20 protein-coding genes and 1 other RNA gene are annotated in these 19,252 nt (G+C 65.1%); 9 read left to right on the top strand and 12 right to left on the bottom strand.

What is annotated here, in order from left to right; all coding sequences use genetic code 11:
* Nucleotides 1-57: 57 nt before the first annotated feature.
* Nucleotides 58-1,626 carry an alpha/beta hydrolase gene (locus QM615_RS10270; RefSeq protein WP_149406149.1) on the bottom strand — a complete coding sequence of 523 codons (1,569 nt, stop codon included), beginning with the start codon at nucleotides 1,624-1,626 and terminating at the stop codon, nucleotides 58-60.
* 81 nt (nucleotides 1,627-1,707) lie between these two features.
* Here QM615_RS10270 and QM615_RS10265 point away from each other — a divergent pair, with 81 nt between their 5' ends.
* The 4 genes from QM615_RS10265 to pip all read left to right on the top strand — a co-directional run bounded on the left by QM615_RS10265 (nucleotide 1,708) and on the right by pip (nucleotide 5,855).
* Complete coding sequence (locus QM615_RS10265) at nucleotides 1,708-3,438, top strand: NAD+ synthase (protein WP_149406150.1); 1,731 nt, start codon at nucleotides 1,708-1,710, stop codon at nucleotides 3,436-3,438.
* A 118-nt stretch (nucleotides 3,439-3,556) separates the two neighbouring features.
* Entirely contained in the window at nucleotides 3,557-4,408 is an 852-nt protein-coding gene (gene panB, locus QM615_RS10260; RefSeq protein WP_149406151.1) for a 3-methyl-2-oxobutanoate hydroxymethyltransferase, read from the top strand.
* 42 nt (nucleotides 4,409-4,450) lie between these two features.
* Nucleotides 4,451-4,897, top strand: a complete 447-nt coding sequence (locus QM615_RS10255) for a hypothetical protein (RefSeq protein WP_176460269.1) — start codon at nucleotides 4,451-4,453, stop codon at nucleotides 4,895-4,897.
* A 1-nt stretch (nucleotide 4,898) separates the two neighbouring features.
* Nucleotides 4,899-5,855: a prolyl aminopeptidase gene (pip, locus tag QM615_RS10250; RefSeq protein ID WP_149406152.1), complete on the top strand. Its 957-nt coding sequence runs from the start codon at nucleotides 4,899-4,901 to the stop codon at nucleotides 5,853-5,855.
* Here pip and QM615_RS10245 read toward each other — a convergent pair.
* The 5 genes from QM615_RS10245 to QM615_RS10225 form a co-directional block, all read right to left on the bottom strand.
* Complete coding sequence (locus tag QM615_RS10245; RefSeq protein ID WP_149406153.1) at nucleotides 5,845-7,275, bottom strand: RNB domain-containing ribonuclease; 1,431 nt, start codon at nucleotides 7,273-7,275, stop codon at nucleotides 5,845-5,847. The two genes, pip and QM615_RS10245, sit on opposite strands and share 11 nt — an antisense overlap.
* 2 nt (nucleotides 7,276-7,277) lie before the next feature.
* A complete protein-coding gene (locus tag QM615_RS10240; protein WP_094688449.1) occupies nucleotides 7,278-7,460 on the bottom strand; it encodes a hypothetical protein in 183 nt (60 codons plus the stop codon).
* A gap of 57 nt (nucleotides 7,461-7,517) precedes the next feature.
* Nucleotides 7,518-7,958: RNase P RNA component class A (rnpB, locus tag QM615_RS10235), an RNA gene on the bottom strand.
* Between the two features lie 16 nt (nucleotides 7,959-7,974).
* Nucleotides 7,975-9,387 carry an MFS transporter gene (locus QM615_RS10230; protein ID WP_149406154.1) on the bottom strand — a complete coding sequence of 471 codons (1,413 nt, stop codon included), beginning with the start codon at nucleotides 9,385-9,387 and terminating at the stop codon, nucleotides 7,975-7,977.
* Complete coding sequence (locus QM615_RS10225; RefSeq protein WP_262498374.1) at nucleotides 9,384-9,962, bottom strand: TetR/AcrR family transcriptional regulator; 579 nt, start codon at nucleotides 9,960-9,962, stop codon at nucleotides 9,384-9,386. Before QM615_RS10225 ends, QM615_RS10230 begins: the two co-directional genes overlap by 4 nt.
* 71 nt (nucleotides 9,963-10,033) lie before the next feature.
* Between QM615_RS10225 and QM615_RS10220 the strand changes: the two genes are divergently transcribed.
* On the top strand, nucleotides 10,034-10,558 hold the full coding sequence (locus QM615_RS10220) for a DUF1697 domain-containing protein (RefSeq protein WP_149406155.1): 525 nt from the start codon (nucleotides 10,034-10,036) through the stop codon (nucleotides 10,556-10,558).
* Complete coding sequence (locus QM615_RS10215) at nucleotides 10,555-11,805, top strand: SLC13 family permease (RefSeq protein WP_149406156.1); 1,251 nt, start codon at nucleotides 10,555-10,557, stop codon at nucleotides 11,803-11,805. Before QM615_RS10220 ends, QM615_RS10215 begins: the two co-directional genes overlap by 4 nt.
* A 32-nt stretch (nucleotides 11,806-11,837) precedes the next feature.
* Here QM615_RS10215 and QM615_RS10210 read toward each other — a convergent pair whose 3' ends face one another.
* Entirely contained in the window at nucleotides 11,838-12,257 is a 420-nt protein-coding gene (locus tag QM615_RS10210; protein ID WP_149406157.1) for a MerR family transcriptional regulator, read from the bottom strand.
* Between QM615_RS10210 and QM615_RS10205 the strand changes: the two genes are divergently transcribed.
* Entirely contained in the window at nucleotides 12,244-13,050 is an 807-nt protein-coding gene (locus QM615_RS10205; RefSeq protein ID WP_283347318.1) for an SDR family oxidoreductase, read from the top strand. The genes QM615_RS10210 and QM615_RS10205 overlap by 14 nt on opposite strands.
* A 219-nt stretch (nucleotides 13,051-13,269) precedes the next feature.
* Here QM615_RS10205 and QM615_RS10200 read toward each other — a convergent pair whose 3' ends face one another.
* The 5 genes from QM615_RS10200 to cobC form a co-directional block, all read right to left on the bottom strand.
* Nucleotides 13,270-13,806 (bottom strand): Uma2 family endonuclease, encoded by a 537-nt coding sequence (locus QM615_RS10200; protein WP_149406158.1) that lies wholly within the window; start codon nucleotides 13,804-13,806, stop codon nucleotides 13,270-13,272.
* 94 nt (nucleotides 13,807-13,900) lie between these two features.
* Nucleotides 13,901-15,019, bottom strand: a complete 1,119-nt coding sequence (locus QM615_RS10195; RefSeq protein ID WP_283347317.1) for a bifunctional RNase H/acid phosphatase — start codon at nucleotides 15,017-15,019, stop codon at nucleotides 13,901-13,903.
* A complete protein-coding gene (locus tag QM615_RS10190) occupies nucleotides 15,016-15,753 on the bottom strand; it encodes a zinc ribbon domain-containing protein (RefSeq protein WP_283347316.1) in 738 nt (245 codons plus the stop codon). The genes QM615_RS10195 and QM615_RS10190 overlap by 4 nt, the downstream gene beginning before the upstream one ends.
* 106 nt (nucleotides 15,754-15,859) lie before the next feature.
* On the bottom strand, nucleotides 15,860-16,981 hold the full coding sequence (locus QM615_RS10185) for a Nif3-like dinuclear metal center hexameric protein (protein WP_283347315.1): 1,122 nt from the start codon (nucleotides 16,979-16,981) through the stop codon (nucleotides 15,860-15,862).
* 14 nt (nucleotides 16,982-16,995) lie between these two features.
* Entirely contained in the window at nucleotides 16,996-18,033 is a 1,038-nt protein-coding gene (gene cobC, locus QM615_RS10180; RefSeq protein WP_283347314.1) for an Rv2231c family histidinol phosphate aminotransferase CobC, read from the bottom strand.
* Between the two features lie 55 nt (nucleotides 18,034-18,088).
* Here cobC and QM615_RS10175 point away from each other — a divergent pair, with 55 nt between their 5' ends.
* The gene (locus tag QM615_RS10175; protein ID WP_283347313.1) at nucleotides 18,089-18,781 is read left to right on the top strand and encodes an HAD-IA family hydrolase; all 693 of its coding nucleotides are present in this window, start codon (nucleotides 18,089-18,091) and stop codon (nucleotides 18,779-18,781) included.
* Complete coding sequence (locus tag QM615_RS10170; protein ID WP_283347312.1) at nucleotides 18,778-19,251, top strand: low molecular weight protein-tyrosine-phosphatase; 474 nt, start codon at nucleotides 18,778-18,780, stop codon at nucleotides 19,249-19,251. Before QM615_RS10175 ends, QM615_RS10170 begins: the two co-directional genes overlap by 4 nt.
* Nucleotide 19,252: the final 1 nt, after the last annotated feature.

Genomic DNA, 19,252 nt, shown 5'->3' with positions numbered 1-19,252 from the left:
AATTCGGTCTCACTTCGTGAAACTCTCAGCACACTTTCCAGGTGGTGAGGTAGCACGTCAGCACCGCAATCCGTCCCCCGGCGGAACCAGATCGACAAGATAGTTCACCAACGGATCGTCGATGCACTCGACGCCCGAGAAGGCGACCGTGTGCTGGGTGCCCTCGTAGGTCACCAGATCGCCGCGCAGCTGAGCAGCCAACTCCACACCAGCCTGGTAGGGAGTGGCCGGATCGTCGGTCGTCGAGACCACTACCAGGGTCGGCAGTCCCTCGACGTCGACGATGTGCGGTTCGCTCGTGTTCGGCACCGGCCAGAAGGCGCACAGGTCGAGCGGCGCGTTGCCCGTCGCCCGGCCGTCGTCCAGATACGGCGCGGCGGCGCGGAACCTGACGTCCGCCGCGTCGGCCTCGGCGCGATCGGTGGTCGGCGGGCCGTCGACGCAGCGAACAGCGTTGAACGCGTCGTCGATGTTGGTGTAGCTGCCGTCCTCGAGCCGTCCGGAGTAGGTGTCGGCGAGCCGAAGCAGGGTGTCGCCCCTGCCGTCGCGCAGTTCGTTCAATCCGGCCCGCAGCAGACGCCACAGCTGCTGCGAGTACAGAGCCTGCTGGGCACCGGTGATCGCATCGTCGTAGCTGAGACCGCGAGGGTCGGTCGTCTCGGCCGGCTGGTCGATCAGCGGGTCGACCAGCGATCGGAACTGCTCGACGGCCTGGGCCGGATCGGTTCCGAGTGGGCAGGTGTCGGTCTGTGCGCAGTCGGCGGCGAACTGATCGAACGCGGTCTGGAACGCCGCGCCCTGGGCGACGGCCTCGTCGACGGGTGACTGGTCGGGATCGAGCGCACCGTCGAGCACCATCGCGCGCACGTTCGACGGGAACTCCTCGGCGTACGCGGTCCCGATCCGGGTGCCGTAGGAGTAACCGATGTAGGTCAGCTTCTCGTCGCCGAGAACCGCACGGATGACGTCCATGTCGCGCACCACTTCCCTGGTGCCGACGTGTTCGAGCACGTCCGACCCGGTGCGCTCGACGCACTGCGCGGCGTAGTCCCGATGTTCGGCCTCGGTCGCCGCGACGCCCTCGGGACTGACGTCCACATCGGGTTCGCTACGTTCCTCGTCGACCTCCTCGGATGTCAGGCATCGCACCTCCGGTTCGGATGCTCCGATTCCGCGTGGGTCGAAGCCGATCCGATCGAAGCGATCGGCGACGGCAGTGCCTTCGGCCTGCCCGGCGAGGTAGAGCCCCGACGAGCCGGGCCCGCCCGGGTTCATCAGTACCGACCCGATCTTCTCGCCCGTCGCCTTCGTCCGCGAGACGGCGACCTCGATCGTCTTGCCCTCGGGGTCTGCGTAATCCAACGGCACAGTCACCATCGCGCACTCGACGGCACTTCCCAGTTCGCTGCCGTCGGTGTTGTAGCTGTCGCAGGACTCCCATTCCAGCGTCTGCGTGTAGAACGCCTCGAGCCCCGAGGGAATCGGGCCGGCGACCGATGCCGGCGACGACGCGTCGGGCACCGCGGAGTTCTCCGGTGTGGCAGTGGGCTCGGGGCCGGAGCAGCCTGCGAGCACCACGGCCACGGCCGACATCGCCACGGCCGTCTTCCTGGTGCGCGTTCTCATGGACACGATCGTGCCAGGTCTTTCGAGCGCGCCACTCTCGCTGCCCGGCGGGGACGTCGTGCGACCACTAGCGTGGGCGCAGTGCAGGCACTTCGACTCGCCCTCGCCCAGATCAACTCCGTCGTCGGCGATCTTGCGGCGAACTCCGCAGCCATCGTCGAATGGACGGTCCGCGCAGCCCACGACGGTGCCAACGTGGTGGTGTTTCCCGAGATGGCGCTGACCGGATACCCCGTCGAGGATCTGGCTCTGCGACCGTCGTTCGCCGCCGCATCGGCTCGCGCCCTCACCGAGCTTGCGGCCGCCTTGGACAGTGCCGGGTGCGGCGACCGCATCGTGGTGGTCGGTTACCTCGATCGCGACGCCGAGGGCTCACGCAACAGCGCGGCAGTGATCACCGATGGACGGGTTGCCACTCGATACGACAAGCACTCGCTCCCCACCTACCGAGTGTTCGACGAGGCCCGCTACTTCGCTCCGGGATCCGGCCTGAGCATCACGACTCTGAACGGCCTGCGGCTCGGTGTCGTTGTCTGCGAGGACATCTGGCAGCCGGGCGGGCCGGTGCCGGCCTACGGGGCAGCCGGAGTCGACATGTTGCTCTGCCTCAACGCCAGCCCTTTCGAGCAAGGAAAGGACGAGGTGCGCCGCTCCATCGCCGCGCGCCGAGCCACCGAGATCGGCGCTCCGATCGCCTACGTCAACGTGGTCGGTGGACAGGACGAGCTGGTGTTCGACGGGGCGAGTTTCGTCGTCGGGCCGGACGGTTCCACCTGGGGCCGCTCCCCTCAATTCGTCGAGCATCTGCTGATCGTCGACGTCGATGCGCCCGCCGATCCGGGTCCGGACGCCGCAGCGGTACCCGGCTGGAGCATCGACCGGATACCGCTGCCCGACGTCGCGATCACCGGCTGGCAACGAGCCGAGCCGTACCTCGCAGAGATCGCGAGCACCGAGGAACAGGTGTGGGGCGCACTGGTGACCGGACTACGAGACTATGTGCACAAGAACGGTTTTCGTTCGGTGGCTCTCGGATTGTCCGGCGGGATAGATTCTGCGGTGGTCGCCGCCATCGCAGTCGACGCCCTCGGCCACGACGCGGTACACGGAGTGTCGATGCCCTCGACGTACTCGTCGGATCATTCCCGCACCGACGCAGAGGATTTCGCGTCGCGCACCGGTATCCATTTCCGCGTCGAGCCCATTGCGGACATGGTGGCTTGCTACGTGGACCAACTGCATCTGACCGGCTTGGCCGAGGAGAACATTCAGGCCCGCTGCCGGGGCATGGTGTTGATGGCGCTGTCGAACAGCTTCGGCCATCTGGTGCTCGCCACCGGTAACAAATCCGAGCTGGCCGTGGGATATTCGACGATCTACGGAGATGCCGTCGGCGGCTTCGCTCCGATCAAGGACGTGCCGAAGTCACTCGTCTGGGATCTGGCGCGGTGGCGAAACAAGTCCGCTGCCGACCGTGGTGACATCCCTCCGATACCCGAGTCGAGCATCGACAAGCCGCCGTCCGCCGAGCTCCGGCCGGGCCAGCTCGATACCGACTCGTTGCCCGACTACGACGAACTGGACGCCATCGTGTTTCGCTACGTCGATCACGACCAAGAATTCGCGGACATCGTGGCGGCCGGGTTCGACGCGGCGGTGGTCGCGGACATTCTGCGCAAGGTCGATGCGTCGGAATACAAGCGGCGCCAGTACCCGATCGGTACCAAGGTCACTTCTCGTGCGTTCGGTCGCGATCGCCGCATGCCGATCACCAACGGCTGGCGGGAATACTCGACGCTCGACGGGGTGTGACCAATTGCACTGCCGGTAGCTGCCCGGCAGGTCGCGCGCAGTGGCAGACTTGCCCACGTCATCACACCCCATCCCGGGGACCCGCCGAGCGGGCCTCGAGGACCAGAAAGGGACAAAGATGTCCGAAACTGCTGTGTACGGCGGATCTGCCCAGGAAGCACCCTCCACCGCATTGACCCGCAAGACCCGCACCCACCACCTTCTGCAGATGAAGTCCGACGGTGAGCGCTGGGGAATGCTCACCGCCTACGACTACTCAAGCGCCCGCATCTTCGAGGAAGCCGGCGTACCTGTTCTCCTCGTCGGCGATTCGGCGGCCAACGTCGTCTACGGATACGACACCACCGTGCCGATCACCGTGGACGAGCTTCTTCCGCTGGTTCGCGGAGTGGTCCGCGGCGCACCGCACGCCCTCGTGGTCGCAGATCTGCCCTTCGGCACGTACGAGGCCTCGCCGCAGCAGGCCCTCGAGACCGCAGTTCGGTTCATGAAGGAAGGGCTCGCAGGCGCAGTCAAGCTCGAGGGCGGCGAGCGCGTGGCCGCTCAGATCGCTGCGATCACCGCCGCGGGCATCCCGGTGATGGCCCATGTCGGCTTCACCCCGCAGAGCGTCAACACCCTCGGCGGCTTCCGCGTCCAGGGTCGCGGAGACGCGTCCGAGCAGCTCGTGGCCGACGCCATCGCAGTCCAGGAGGCGGGTGCATTCGCCGTCGTCATGGAGATGGTTCCCGCCGACATCGCCGGCCAGGTGACCCGCAAGCTGACCATTCCGACGGTCGGTATCGGCGCGGGCAACGAATGCGACGCGCAGGTACTGGTGTGGCAGGACATGGCCGGATACACCAATGGCAAGACCGCGAAGTTCGTGAAGAAGTTCGCCGACGTCGGCGATTCACTGCGGACCGCGGCAACGACGTACATGTCCGAGGTGCGATCGGGAGTCTTCCCCGGGCCCGAACACAGCTACTGATCGTTCTCGCCTCGCCGGAGTTCGGGTGGCACACTCGGGGCCATGACAATCAGACGGGGTACGACGTCCATTGCAGGAAGAAGCGCAGTCGCATTGGCAGGCGCGGCTGCGCTTCTCGTCGTAGCGACTGCATGCAGCACCGACACCACCAACACCGGTTCGTCGTCCACCACGACGGTCGCACCGACCCCGACGGTCACCGCACCGCCTGCGGGCGCAGCGATCACCGACGCGCAGAAGCAGCAGCTGTGCACCGATCTCGAAGCGCAGCTGTCCAATTGGCGCGTCCAAGGGCCCACCCTTGGTCGCGGCGGGCTCAACATTCTCGTGCAGACCTGGGCGGCGCAGAGCGGCGTCATCAATCTTCAGGTGGTGCAGGACCGAGCGATCATCGACGACATCACGACGGAAACGTGTTCGGACGTACGAGACGAGGCCATCCGATCGCTCGACATTCCGGACCTCGCGTCCGGTCTGGTGGGCTTCTGAGATGCGGACCCTCTACCCCGAAATCGATCCGGTGGAGACCGGCCACCTCGATGTCGGCGACAGCCAACAGATCTACTGGGAGGTCTCCGGCAATCCCGACGGTGCGCCGGTGGTGTTCGTGCACGGCGGTCCGGGCGGTGCCACCAATCCGTTGCAGCGCAGGTATTTCGACCCGCAGGCCTATCGAATCGTGTTGTTCGATCAGCGCGGCTGCGGGCAGTCGACCCCGCACATTGCCGACGGTGCCGATCTGTCGGTCAACACCACCGACCGGTTGATCTCGGACATGGAGAAGCTCCGCGAGCACCTGGGTATCGACACGTGGTTGGTGTTCGGCGGTTCGTGGGGCTCGACGCTGTCCCTGGCGTACGCGCAGTCGCACCGTGATCGTGTGCGTGGGCTCGTACTACGGGGAATCTTTCTCGTGCGTCCGTCGGAGATCGCCTGGTACTACGGCGGCGGGGCAGGCCACATCTTCCCCGATCTGTGGGAGAAGTTTCTCGAACCCATTCCGGAAGACGAGCGCGACGGCAATCTCGTCGAGGCGTATCACCGGCAGCTGATGTCCGAGGACCACGAAGCCGCGACGCGAGCTGCGGTGGCATGGTCCACCTGGGAGGCAGCGACGAGTTACCTGCTGCCCAAACCGGATGCAGTGCAGTCCAATTCGGATGCACGGTTCGCCCTGGCGTTCGCCGGTATCGAGAACCACTACTTCCGGAACAACTGCTTTCTCGAAGAGAATCAACTGCTGCGCGACGCCCACCTGCTCGACGGCATTCCCGGTGTCATCGTGCAGGGCCGCTACGACGTCGTGTGCCCGGCAACGAGCGCGTGGGCGCTGCACAAGGCCTGGCCCTCGGCAGATCTGGTGATCGTCGACGATGCCGGCCATTCTGCGGCCGAGCCCGGCATCGTGCATCACCTCGTCGAGGCGACGGATCGTTTCAGGCCGTAACGGCCGGGTAGTCGAATCGGACTGTGCGCGAGTCGGTGTCGGCCCGGGTCAACCGGACCTGCACCGACTCCCCCGCGGGCGGTTCTCCGTCGCACTTTCCGAGAACGATTGGCTGTGACACCAACACCTCGGCGTCCCGCTTGCCCTCGGCCCCGCGCAGTACGACAGCCGAGAACTGCTCGCCCACTCGATCTTTCAGTACGTGCGCTTCGGTGAGGTCGATGCAGGCACGGTCCACTTTCGACGCCGCGGAATCCGATCCGCGCATGGTGGCGGGCAGTTCCGGCAATGCCTGCGCGACCCAGTCCGGTACCGGCGCTCCGGCTACGACGGCCAGGCACACCTCGGTGGCGAAGCGATCGGACAGCCGACGCAACGGTGCCGTCACGTGCGCGTACGGCGCACCGATTCCCGAATGCTCGACCGATGCGTCACTGTCCACAGGGTTTGTCGTGCGGTCGAACGCGAGGTAGTCCGCGCCGCGCAGCAAACCGGTCGCCTGGGTCATCATCGCCAGCGTCGACGGCTCGTCGGTGGGCAGGCCGGCCAGCACAGAACCGGCGGATGCTCCTGTGGGCCAGTCGATTCCGAGTGCTGCTGCCGTCTTCTTCAGTGTGTCCACCGATTCGGGCGAGGCAGGCGGCAGAGTGCGGACGATGCCGATCCCGGCGTCGAGCATGATTCTGGCGGCGCACATTCCCGTCAGCAGCGATACTTCGGCGTTCCACCCGTCCACTGCGGTGCGTGGTTGCAGGACGATGCGCCAGCCCTGTCCGTCGGGTGCCACTTCCTGCTCGGGCAGGGTGATGTCGACGGCTCCGCGCCGTCGGGCTGCAGCTGCGCGCAGTGTCCCGAATTCGGCCAGCGCCGCGATGGACGGATGCGGCGTCCCCGCGTCCACATCGGCTTGCACCGAGGCGTAGTCGAGCCGGGCGGTCGATCGAACGAGCGCGCGGGTGACCGTCCACGCGGCCGCCTCGCCGACGTCGTCGAGTTCGATGGTCCACAGCGCGGCGCAACGAGTCTGCCCCTCCAGCAGGCTGCCCGACCCCTCCGACAGCTCTCGTGGATGCAACGGCACGGATCCGTCGGGGAGGTAGAACGTCTGGCCGCGTCGACGGGTTTCGGCATCGAGTGCTCCCCCGGGCGTTACCAGTGCGCCCACATCCGCGATCGCGTAGTGCACCACCAGCCCGTTGGACGTCTTCTCGATGTGTACGGCTTGGTCGAGGTCCTTCGAGCCGGGTGGGTCGATGGTGACGAACGGAATGTCGGTGCGGTCGATTCTGCTGTCGGCGTGCAGGTCTCGTGCTTCGATCGCCTCGCGCATCACGTCTGCTTCGAAAGTTTCGGTGAGAGCGAACTCGGATCTGATGGCCTCGAAGTCGAAGCCCGGAGCCCTGAGCCGGGTGAGCAGCACCGTCAGTTGTTCCAGTCGTCGTCGGAATCGGCGGCCTTGTTGCGCGCCGCGGCGATCTTCAGCGCCTGCTCCGCGGTGGCCTTGTCCGGATAGGGGCCCATGCGGTCGAGGGCGTTGGTCTGCTTGCCCTGCACGACCTGCTTGGTGGTGATGTCGTAGTACCAGGAGGTGTCGTCGTCGGTCATGACTTCCAGTGTGCCCCATGGAGCGACGCCGCAGGCGAACTGCGAGAAAAGTGAGTGCGAACGAGTCGGCCTGTAAGCCGGATCCTGTTCATCGTTCCCGCTCACGCGGGTTCGAATCGACGACCATCCATCTGGGCACACCGTTGCCGGGTACCTCGAGCAGTCCACCCGCAGGCTCGGGCGAGCAGCCCTCGAGCACCTGCGCAGCTGCACCCCTTGCGCGATGCAGCCTTCGACCTTGCTCCGGGCGGGGTTTACCTAGCCATCCCAGTCACCTGGGATGCTGGTGCGCTCTTACCGCACCGTTTCACCCTGACCTGCAGTTCGATTCCGAAGAATCGTCCCGCAGGCGGTCTGTTTTCTGTGGCACTGTCCCGCGAGTCACCTCGGGTTGCCGTTAACAACCGCCCTGCTCTGTGGAGTCCGGACTTTCCTCGGCCCGAAGCGCGACGAAACTACTTCGCCGGTCCTCCGAGCCGCAGCCGTCCGGCCAACTCGTTCGCGATTGCGTACTCTACTCGGCTCGCGTCGAGGGTCCGGCGACTCCCCGGCTGCGAAGTACGGTTGCGCTCGTCACGGCTGCGGCGGCGGTGACGGCCACCCCCACCCAGGCGGCGGTCGTATAGGCATCCTCTATGGGGAAGGTGGAGCCCGGACTCGTTCCGGCGGCGAGGACCAGACCACCGATCGCGCTTCCAAGAGAGAATCCGACACTGCGCACCACCTGGTTGATACTCATGACACTCGAGGTCTCCTCGGATGGCACCACCGGAAGCACGACGGCCGGCAGCGCGGCCGAGAAGCTTCCGACCCCGAAACCCAGAATCGCCATCACCGCACAGAGTTCCACGACACTGGCGCGGGTACCGGCGAACAAGGCGAGAGAGACCAGAACGATCAGGGCACTGACCGTCAGCGCGCTGCCTGCCCCCACCCGACGCAGAGCGCTGGGCACCAGCTTGCCTGCGAGAAATCCGAACACCGAGAACGGAACCAGGACGAGGCCCGCCGTGAACACGTCGAGGCCGAAACCGTATCCGGCACCGGAAGGCGTCTGCGCGTAGCGCGTGACGATGGTCAGCAGCAGATACATGCCAATGCCGCCGAGAAACATTGCACCGTTTGCTCCGACCACGGCAGTGTGACGAAACAACCGAAGATCGACGAGCGGTGCCGAGCTCCGGAGTTCGACCCGGACCCACATGCCCGCGCTGAAGACCGCGATCGTGGCCAGCATCGCCGCCGCCCATGGGTGGCTCGTCCACAGCTCCGTTTCACCGATGAGAATCAGTAACAGGGAGAGAGCGAGCGCGAGCAGCAGTGCACCGGGAACGTCGATGCGAGGTGCGCGCTTCCGAGTGGAGGTCGGAATGATTTTCAGAGCAACTGTCAACGCCATGACCGTCATCGCGGCACCGAACCCGTATGCGACGCGGAGACCGCCGTGCTCGGTCAGAAAGCCCGACAAGGGGTAGCCCACGCCGACACCTGCAGTCGATGCAACCGACAACAAGGCAATGGTCGATCCGGACCGCTTGTCGGACAGATGATCTCGCGCAACGCCCATCAGCATCGAAGTCAGAGCCAGACCCACTCCCTGGGCTGCGCGGCCGAGGAGCAGCCAGGAAAAAGACAACGGTAGTGCGGTCAAAATTCCACCGACCGAAACGACGCCGAGTGTCCCGAGCATGGCCGCCCGTCGATGCGGACCCGACGCGAGGCGGCCCAGAACTGGAGTCGTGACGGCACCGGTCAACAGCGCCAACGTCAGTGTCCATTGTGCGCTGGAGAGGGAGACGTCGAATGTGGTTGCAACACTGGTGATCAATGGAGCACCGAGGCTGCCGACGGCAGCCACGACCACTCCGACGAACACCAACGCAGGCACGAGCAGTCGCGAGTCGCAGGTCCCGGCGTCCGCGGTCATCGGTTCGTATCGCTCGTGATGTGGTCGAACAATCCAGCCTGGATGCGAGTGCCCACCCCGTTCGCCCACGGTGCGTCGACGTCGTTGATCTGCAGGGCCGCACCACTGTTGAGTAGCATGCCGAACGCGAGAAACGCCTTGACGGTCACGGCGTCGAGCCCGGTGACCTCTGCGACTGTGTTCCACATCCGGCCGAAGCCGGCCCGCACCGCATCCCGGACCTCGGGATCACCACATGCTGCGATCCCTTGTAGTTGCAGCAACAGCGAGGTTCGATCCTCGAGCATCGTGTAATAGCGCTCCCCCATCGAGGCCAACGCCTGCTGCCCGGTGTCCGTACCCGCCGCTTCGCGCATTCCGTCTGCCAACCGATCGAAGGACGCGACGACCAGTTCGGAGAACAGTGCCTTCTTGGTACCGAATATCCGAAAGATGTAGGCCTGAGTAATCCCGGCTGTCCGGGCGATTGCCTCGGTCGAACCGCCGTGGAGTCCAGCCGTAGCGAATTCGTCTGCTGCAATCCGCAGGATCTGCTCACGACGGTCGGGTCCGGTCATCCGTTTTCGCTGCGCCATGACCGCTAAGTTACTGATTACTAACTACTAACTCAAGGGTGATTGTCGAGCACTTCACTACAGTTCCTCCCATGAGTGAGTGGGTCGTGTTGCTCCGCGGCATCAACGTCGGTGGCATCAACATCAAGATGGCCGATCTCCGTGAGGCCCTGACATCGGCCGGCTTCACCGATGTCCGCACTGTTTTGGCGACCGGCAATGTTCTGCTGGGCTCCTCGCTGAGCGTCGACGCCGTCAAGGCGCAGACGGAGAGCACTCTGGCCGAGACGTTCGGCTACCAAGCCTGGGTTGTCGTCCTCGACGTGACCACACTTCGAGCGATAGTGGAGTCGTACCCGTTCGACGCCGAGCGGGAGGGCTGGCATCCTTATGTGGTGTTCGGTAGCGACGATAAACATTTGACCGAATTGTCCGCTCTTGCAGACGAACTCGACCCCGAGCTCGAAAGGATCGCCGAGGGGAACAGCGTGCTCTATTGGGAGGTGCGCAAGGGCAACACCACCGACAGCACATTCGGGAAAGCCACGGCCAAAGCAAAGTACAAGGCCACGACCACCACACGAAACGTGCGCACGCTCGTGAAGATTCTCGCGTGACCGTTCTTGCCGCGGCACTGGTCGCCGCCGTTCTCGTCTTCGCCATCGTTCGCCCTCGCGGCCTGCCCGAGATCGTCGCCGCACTTCCGGCTGCGGCGATCGTTCTGCTCGTCGGCCTCGTAAGCCTCGACGCCGCGCGAGAGCAAGTACTCGAACTCGCTCCGACCGTGGTCTTTCTGGCGTTCATCCTTATCCTGGCGCACCTCTCGGACGCACTCGGAGTGTTCACGTGGATAGCCGCGAAGCTCCGCCGAGGATCCAGGGGCAGTCCCCGCCGATTGCTCACCCTTGTGTTCGCGGCGGCGGCGTCGACCACCGCGGTGCTGAGCCTCGACGCCACCGTGGTTCTGCTGACACCGGCCATCATCGGTGCTGCGCGGATCTTGGGGATGTCGCCGCGTCCGCACAGTTACGCCACTGCACACCTGTCCAATTCGGCGTCGACTCTGCTGCCGGTGTCGAACCTGACCAACCTTCTTGCATTCGCCGCGACCGGTCTGACCTTCCTGCACTTCACTGCCTTGATGGCCCTGCCGTGGATCTTCGCGGTGGCCATCGAGTTGGCGGTGTTCCTGATCTTCTTCCGCAAAGACCTGTCCCGCACCGCCACACCGCCGGAGAAGTCCGTCGAGCAGAGCGCCGAGGACGTACCCGCACCGCGAGCCACGCTGGCAATCCTCGGCGCGACACTCGTCGGCTTCGCAGTGGCAGGCCTGTTCGACGTCGAACCGTTCTGGGTGGCGGCGGTGGGATCGGTGGCATTGGCCATCCCCGCACTCCGGGGCCGGCACACCAGTGCTCGCGCCATTCTGCGCGGTGCCGATCTACCGTTCTGCGGCTTCGTCTTTCTGCTCGGCATCGTCGTTCTCGGCGTCACCACAGGCCCGATCGGCGACTGGCTGACGCGAATTCTGCCGTCGGACACCACCTTCGCATCGCTACTGGCAACCGCAGCCATTGCGGCGGTGGCGTCGAACATCGTCAACAACCTGCCCGCGACGCTGCTGCTACTGGCCGCCTTCGGGGCCGACGCTCCCCCGGCGTTGCTGTTGGCCATGGTGATCGGGGTCAACCTCGGCCCCAACCTCACCTACGTCGGTTCGCTGGCGATCATGCTGTGGCGACGCGTCGCGTCGGCCAACGACGAGCCGGCAGACCTGCGGACCTTCACCGTGTTGGGCGTCATCACGACACCGCTGACCATCGTCGGTGCCGTGGCCGGTCTGTGGCTTGCATTGCAAGTGTGACCGGCGTGTCGCTGTAGCGACGGCGAGCACGCCTACGGGTGCTGGTTCCGACTTACAGTCGGGTCCCACAACCCCCCGATATTGCCGGTACGCAACCTCTGTTCGTAGACATCGGTCTTCCACGCGATGATCTCGCGGGCCTGTTCCAGCTCAGCGATTTGAGCGTCGATTCGGGCACGATGCGTGCTGAGCAGCGCGAGACGGTTGGCCTCGTTACCTGCCCCATCTCGCACAAGCACGGCAAACCGCTCGAGATCCGCCAACGGCATACGCGACTCCCTCAACCGGGTACACACCCGAAGCCAGTCGATGTCGATCTGGCTGTATCGCCTGCGTCCGCTGGCGGTACGTTCTACCGACCCGAGGAGCAGACCTTTGCGCTCGTAGAACCGCAGCGCATGCACACTGAGCCCGACCGCTTTCGCGACCTCTCCGATGGTGTACTCGGACATCTGCCACCTCCCGCAGCTTGACCTAGAGCGAACTCTAGAACATAGCGTGCTGTTCATGACCTCACGATTCCAAGGAAAACGAATACTGATCACCGGAGCGACCAACGGAATAGGACTGGCCGGCGCGCGACTTCTGGCGCGCGAAGGAGCACAGTTGATTTTGACTGGGACGAACAATGAACGCCTGGCAGCTCTGGCTGACGAAATCAGTTCGGCCACCGTCTTGTTCAATGATGCATCGCTCCCGGACACCGGACACACACTCGCCGAGCAATTGGACGAGCTCGTCATCGACGGACTGTGGTTCAATGCCGGTTACGCCGGCATCGCCCCGATTACCGACGTCAGTACTCCCTTCTTCGACACGATGATGGCAACCAATGCGCGTGGCCCCCTGCTTCAGCTTGCCGCGCTGAGTGATCAACTGAGCGACGGTGCCTCCGTAGTCGTCACCTCATCGACGTCGACCTACGAAGGGGCTCCGCTGACCGCCGTGTACGCGGCAACAAAAGCGGCACTGATTGCCGCTGCGCGCACCTGGGCCACAGAACTTGCCCCTCGGAAAATTCGGGTCAACACTCTGGTTCCAGGTGCAATCGAAACAGGTTTCCGAAGCTTCATGGATACCGAGACTCGTCAGGACTTCGAGGCCGGCGTCCTCGGCCGAGTGCCACTCGGCCGAATCGGGACGGCTCCGGAAGCTGCTGCGGTTGCGCTGTTTCTGCTTTCCGAGGAGTCGAGCTACGTCACTGCCAGCCAATACTCGGTCGACGGTGGATTGGGCCACCGCTGACTACTTCCGGCATCGGCCCTGTGCGAGATGAGTTGCACGGCGCTCGATTTTCGATTCGACGCCCAGAACACGCGGCGGATCTACTAGCGCTCCACGAGCCCCATCCATGTTGCCGAAATACGAATGAGATCGACTGTAAAGCAGTTACTTTCGATGAACGCGGGCTGCCGAGTGGGAACGGAACGCCAATGAGGTACCACACGACTATGGACAGTCTTGTCAGCTCAACGCAGCGTCGAGATCGATCGTCAGTGGCACTGGAGCTTCGATGACGCATCGCCCTCGACGAACCTGCTCGACATATCCGTGCGGACTCAGATCCAGCGTTGTGAGCGTGGCTGCATCCGGATCGACAATCCAGTAATGGGGAATCCTCGCGTCGGCGTACTCGCTGCGTTTCGTCACCACATCAGTACGACGAGACCCAGGCGAGATCACCTCGACAACCAACACGACGTCTTCGGCAAGCAGCGCCTCAGGTGAGTCGATTGCGCACACCACCACGTCGGGTACCCGCACCGTCGCCGGCGTTACCGAATCGACGACAACCTCGACCTCCGGTAATGCCTCCAGACCGCCCTGCAACTGGTCGTCGAGCTGTGCGCACAGTCGAAACAGAATTCGGGCGTGGGCTTTCGACGGTCGCGGTGACGCGATCAGCACACCCTCCTGCATTTCGGCGTGAAAATCGTCTTCACCCAGCGCGCGCCACTGCTCGACAGACAGCAGTTCGGAATGCGCTCTGGCGACGGTCACTCGTGCAGTTTATCCGCGGTCACTGCGGCACCACCGACTATGACGGCGCTACCTGCTCAGTCGTCAACGTGCAGTTACCCGCGCCATCCGGCCGTCAGGCCAGTCGACCCAGGTGCGAGGTGTCGTTCACCAATCGCACCGATGCCCCGCCGTCGGGGTAGAACTCGGCGATGCTCAGCGACGCGAGATCGAGGTGCAGTCGATACAGCAGCGACGGGCCGACGTCGAGTGCGAGTTGCAGCAGCATCTTGATCGGGGTGACATGAGTGACCACCAGCAGGGTCTTCCCGGCGTACTCGGTGAGCAACTGGTCGCGGGTCGTTTCGATGCGCGTGCGCACCGCGTCGAAGCTCTCCCCGTTCGGCGGTGCGACGGAGGTGTCACCGCGCCACGCCTTGTGCGCGTCGGGGTGACGTTCCATGGCCTCGGTGAACGTGAGGCCTTCCCAGTCGCCGAAGTCGGTCTCGATGAGTCCGTCGACGGTGGTGACGGGCAATCCGAGAATGCCAGCGGTGGCCGAGGCGGTCTGCTGTGCGCGAGCCAGCGGCGAGGCAACGATGGCATCGATATCGGTACGCGAGCCCAGAACCGTTGCGGCAGAATCGGCTTGACGTCGACCCAATTCGGTGAGATCGGGGTTGCCGCGGCCGGAGTAGCGTCGGTCCACCGACATCGGGGTCTGGCCGTGACGCAGCAACAGCAGGCGAGTCGGCTCCCCCATCGCACCGGTCCAGCCGGGCGACTCGACCTTCTTCGCTACCGGCTCGGCATCGGGCAATTCCGACAGGTCCGCGCCCTCGGCCGCGGCGTCCATCGCCTCGTTCGCCAGTGCATCGGCGTGCGAGTTCTGCGAACGCGGAATCCACTCGTAGGTCACGGAATCGAAGTGGCGGGCCAGTTCGGCCGCTTTTCGCTGAAGCGGAATCATGTCCGGGTGCTTCACTTTCCAGCGCCCGGACATCTGTTCGACGACGAGTTTGGAGTCCATTCGGACTGCAACCTCACGGGCCCCGACATCACGAGCCGCGCTCAGTGCTGCGATCAGTCCGTTGTACTCGGCGACGTTGTTCGTGGCCACGCCGAGCGATGCCCGACGCTCGGCCAGAACCTGCGAGCGATCGGCACTGAACACCACTGCGCCGTACCCGGCCGGGCCGGGGTTACCCCGCGATCCACCGTCGGCCTCGGCGACGACCCTCGATACCTGACTCAAATTCCGGATTCCTTGGTGCGCACCAGGATTGCATTGCACTCGGAGCAACGGATGAGAGCGTCCGCGGGCTTGTTGGCGATGCTTGCAATCTCGTTGCGATCGAGTTCGATGCGACACGCTCCGCAACGGCGAGCCTGCAGCAGTGCCGCACCGCGGCCGGTGAGCGCTCGCTGCTTCTCGTAGAGCGCAAGCAGATCCGTGGGCAATCCCGAGGCCAACGATTCGCGGCGCTCGGCGCTGCGCTTCTCGGCGACATCGAGGTCTGCGACGGCGTCGTCGCGGCGACGGCCGGCGTCGACGAGTTCGTCTTCGATCTGCGTCAGCTGCGCACCGGCGTGCTCGTAGTCCCGCTCACTGGCCTCGCGCTGCTCCATGACCTCGAGCAGTTCCTCCTCGAGGATGCCCTGGCGACGCTCGAGGCTGCCGAGTTCGTGCTGCAGTTCGGTCATCTGCTTCGGGGCGATGGTGCCGCTCTCGAGCATCTTCTTGTCGCGAGCCTCGCGTTGCCGGACCGCGTCGACCTCGCCTTCGAGTTTGCGGATGTCCCGATCGAGGTCGTCCATCGAGATCTGCACCGTCACCGCGGCGTCCTTGCGGGTGGTGCGCTCGGTCTCGAGCTTGTCCACCTCTTGCTGCTCGGGGAGGCTCTTGCGGCGGTGGGCGATCTGCGAGAGTTCGGTATCCACACCGGCCAATTCGAGCAGCGAGGCCTGGACTTTGGGATCGACGTTCACGCTTGATGACTCCTGCGACTATGGAAGTTGATAAGAGATCACCCTACCGGCTACCCGAAACCCAGACAGCCGGATCCACCTCACCGTCGGTCGCTGGGCTCGATGGTCACAGCGTCCACGGGTCGGTACGCACGTCGGTGACCCGGCTGCTCCACCCGTCGGTGTCGCCGAACGCGGCGTCGACGATGCCTCTCGCCTGTTCGCACCACGGAAACTCCGAGGCCCAGTGCGCGGTGTCGATCACGGCGGGTCCACCGGCGCGCAGATGCTCGTCGACGGGGTGGTGCCGCAGATCCGAGGTGACGTACACGTCGGCGTCGGTGCGCGCCACCGCGGACAGGAACGAGTCACCCGCTCCCCCACACATCGCAACCACCGAGACCGTGGCCTCAGGATTCCCTGCCGCACGTACTCCCCATGTCGTGGCAGGCAACGCCTCGCGGACGACCTCGGTGAACTCGGCAAGGGTCATCGGATTCGGTAGCTTTCCGATGCGCCCCAAACCGGTGCACGACGGAAAGGCCGCGGACTCGAAGACATCGAACGCGGGCTCCTCGTACGGGTGTGCCCGACGCATTGCCGAAAGCACCTCTGCACGTATTCCTTTCGGGGCAACGACTTCGATGCGATCCTCCGCCTCGGTGTGCACCTCTCCGGCGACACCGAGCGTCGGGTGCGCATTCGGACCCGGACGGAATTGGCCGAGTCCTGCGCTCTGCCAGCTGGCTTCGCTGTACTCGCCGATCTGTCCGGCTCCGGCGTCGAACATTGCCCGTCGCACCGCGGCCGAGTCGGAGGTCGGTACGAAAACCACCCACTTGTCGTGTGCGGGAGCAGGAATGGGGTCGAGCGGCCTGGTGTCGATCACGCCCAGGGCGGACGCGAGTGCATCGGAGACACCGGGATCGGCGGAGTCGGCGTTGGTGTGGGCGGTGAACAGCGCGCAGTCGGCCTTGATCAGGCGATGGATCACCGAGCCCTTCGCGGTGTCGGCCGCGACGGTGTCGACGCCTTTGAGCAGTAAGGGATGGTGGGCGACGATGAGATCGGCACCCCCAGCGATGGCGTCGTCGACCACGGCGTCGGTGACGTCGACGGTGTACACGACCTGCTGCACAACAGCTTCGGGATCTCCGCACACCAGGCCCACCGAGTCCCAGCTCTCGGCCAGACGGGGTGGGTACGCGTCGTCGAGTACCTCGATGACGTCCGCCAGTGTCACTGCCATGGTCGATGCTCTCCTCACAGAACGGTGTTCAACGCGTCCACCAGTATGTCGACCTGCTGCGAGTCCCGTACCGCGACGCGCAGGTAGTGACGGTCGAGCCCCGGGAACGTGTCTGCACGCCGCACCGCGATACCCATCGCGCGCAGTCGTTCTCGCACGAGGTCGGCATCCTGGACGCGCACCAACAGAAACGGCCCCCGGGCCGGGCCTGCGACGAAGAGGCCAAGAGCCTCGAGTCGCGGGATCATCGCGGTTCGTTCGCGGTCGATGCGCTCGGACTCGCTGCGTGCCTGATCGACGGCGAACGGTTCGGTGCAGGCGCGGATCGCTTCGAGCTGCAGACTCCCCAGAGGCCAGTGCGCGCGACCGTGCTGCAGTCTCGCGAGGACGTCTGGATGGCCCAGCGCATATCCGCATCGCAATCCCGCCAGCGCCCACGTCTTCGTCAGACTGCGCAGAACCAGCACGTCGTCCAGGCGCTGTGAAGCGATCGACTCCCCCGACCCGAGAACGGCGTCGGCGAAGGCCTCGTCGATCACCAGCGTGCGTCCGGATCCACGCAGACTCAATACCGCCTCACGGGGATGCAGAACCGATGTGGGGTTGGTCGGGTTGCCGAGGATCACCATGTCGGCGGCATCGGGCACGAGCGTCGGATCGAGCTCGAACGGCGGCGGCAGGATCACTCGGTGCACCGGAATGCCCGCCTGCTCCAGCACCCAGTCGGGCTCGGTGAACGACGGGTGGATCGTCGCAACGAGCTCAGGCTCGAGACGCGGCAGCATCGAGAACCCCTCGGCCCCACCGCTGAGCAGCAGCACCTCGTCCGGTGAGCGGCCGTGGTGTTCGGCCACCTGTTCTCGTGCAGCCTTGTCGGCGGCCTTGCTCGGGTACGAACCCAATACGCTCAGTGCCGCGGCCAGTCGATCGCGAAGCCATGCCGGCGGTCCGTCACCGCGCACGTTGACGGCGAAGTCGACGAAGCCGGAATCGACCTCGACGTCGCCGTGGTGACGGAGTAGCGCATCGGGATCGGCAGCTGTGTCGGACATCGCGACGAGCGTAGCCGCGCCTTCACAGAACAGCCCGCACCGATAGGCTCGGGCCATGTCTGTCGATGCTCCCGCGTCCGTTGTCCTGTTCGATCTCGATGGGACGTTGACCGATTCCGCACCGGGAATTCACGCCGGTTTCCGCCATGCATTGGCGTCGGTGGAGGCTCCCGAACCGACCGAGGAACAGCTGTCGATGGTCGTCGGGCCACCCCTGATCGACACATTGCGCGGGCTCGGCCTGGACGAGGATGCAGCGCAGCGCGCCTTGGCGGCGTACTTCCAGCGCTACGACGAGCGGGGCTGGGCCGAGAACACCGCGTTCGACGGCATCGAGACGGTGTTGACGCGGTTGCAGGATCGCGGCGTACGCCTCGGCGTGGCGACGTCGAAGTCGGAGCGATTCGCCGTCCGGATTCTGGACCACTTCGGCCTGTCGCGGTACTTCGAGTTCATCGGCGGGGCAAGCAACGACGGCACCCGACGGGCGAAGTCCGATGTGATCGCGCATTCGCTGACCAACCTCGGCATCGAGCCGGTGGAATCCGCGGACGGCGGCACGGCCGGGGTGATCATGATCGGTGATCGGGATCACGACGTGCACGGTGCCGCTCGATTCGGCATTCCCACGGTGTACGTGGAGTGGGGCTACGGCGTCGACGGCGAGAGCGACGACGCCGCGTTCACCGCGTCGAGCATGGACGAACTGGCCAAGTTGCTGGAGCAGAACACGGCGGCCGTGCAGTGAACGAGCCACTGCACGTGACCTTCGTGTGCACCGGCAACATCTGCCGGTCGCCGATGGCCGAGAAGGTTTTCGCCGGGCATCTGCGCGACGCCGGTCTGGGCGACGCGGTGCGCGTCTCGAGTGCCGGGACCGGCGGTTGGCATGTGGGCGACGGCGCAGATCCACGCACCGTCGCCGAGCTCGATGACCACGGATACGACAGCGAACACGAGGCAGCGCAGGTCGGACCGGATCACCTGGCGGCAGATCTGATCGTCGCGCTCGACACCGGCCACGCGAAGGCATTGCTGCAGCTCGGTGCGCCTGCCGAACGGGTGGCCCTGTTGCGCTCGTTCGATCCCGATGCCGACGACTCCTCGGTGGCCGATCCGTACTACTCCTCCGATTCGGCGTTCACCGAGGTGCGCGAGCAGATCGAAAGTGCCGTTCCCGGCATGCTGGACTGGGCACGGTCTCGACTCTCTCGCTGAC

Source organism: Rhodococcus sp. IEGM 1341 (genome assembly GCF_030056895.1).
In the GTDB taxonomy this organism is placed as follows: Bacteria; Actinomycetota; Actinomycetes; order Mycobacteriales; family Mycobacteriaceae; genus Rhodococcoides.
Note: the sequence above shows the minus strand (reverse complement) of the source record. Positions and strands in the feature narration are given on the sequence as shown.

Excerpts from the sequence above, each read along its gene's own strand:
- QM615_RS10240 (WP_094688449.1), bottom strand. The coding sequence starts at position 7,460 with ATGACCGACGACGACACCTCCTGGTACTACGACATCACCACCAAGCAG.
- panB (WP_149406151.1), top strand. The coding sequence starts at position 3,557 with ATGTCCGAAACTGCTGTGTACGGCGGATCTGCCCAGGAAGCACCCTCC.
- QM615_RS10255 (WP_176460269.1), top strand. The coding sequence starts at position 4,451 with ATGACAATCAGACGGGGTACGACGTCCATTGCAGGAAGAAGCGCAGTC.
- QM615_RS10270 (WP_149406149.1), bottom strand. The coding sequence starts at position 1,626 with ATGAGAACGCGCACCAGGAAGACGGCCGTGGCGATGTCGGCCGTGGCC.
- pip (WP_149406152.1), top strand. The coding sequence starts at position 4,899 with ATGCGGACCCTCTACCCCGAAATCGATCCGGTGGAGACCGGCCACCTC.
- QM615_RS10225 (WP_262498374.1), bottom strand. The coding sequence starts at position 9,962 with ATGGCGCAGCGAAAACGGATGACCGGACCCGACCGTCGTGAGCAGATC.
- QM615_RS10185 (WP_283347315.1), bottom strand. The coding sequence starts at position 16,981 with ATGGCAGTGACACTGGCGGACGTCATCGAGGTACTCGACGACGCGTAC.
- QM615_RS10175 (WP_283347313.1), top strand. The coding sequence starts at position 18,089 with ATGTCTGTCGATGCTCCCGCGTCCGTTGTCCTGTTCGATCTCGATGGG.
- QM615_RS10230 (WP_149406154.1), bottom strand. The coding sequence starts at position 9,387 with ATGACCGCGGACGCCGGGACCTGCGACTCGCGACTGCTCGTGCCTGCG.
- cobC (WP_283347314.1), bottom strand. The coding sequence starts at position 18,033 with ATGTCCGACACAGCTGCCGATCCCGATGCGCTACTCCGTCACCACGGC.
- QM615_RS10210 (WP_149406157.1), bottom strand. The coding sequence starts at position 12,257 with ATGTCCGAGTACACCATCGGAGAGGTCGCGAAAGCGGTCGGGCTCAGT.
- QM615_RS10220 (WP_149406155.1), top strand. The coding sequence starts at position 10,034 with ATGAGTGAGTGGGTCGTGTTGCTCCGCGGCATCAACGTCGGTGGCATC.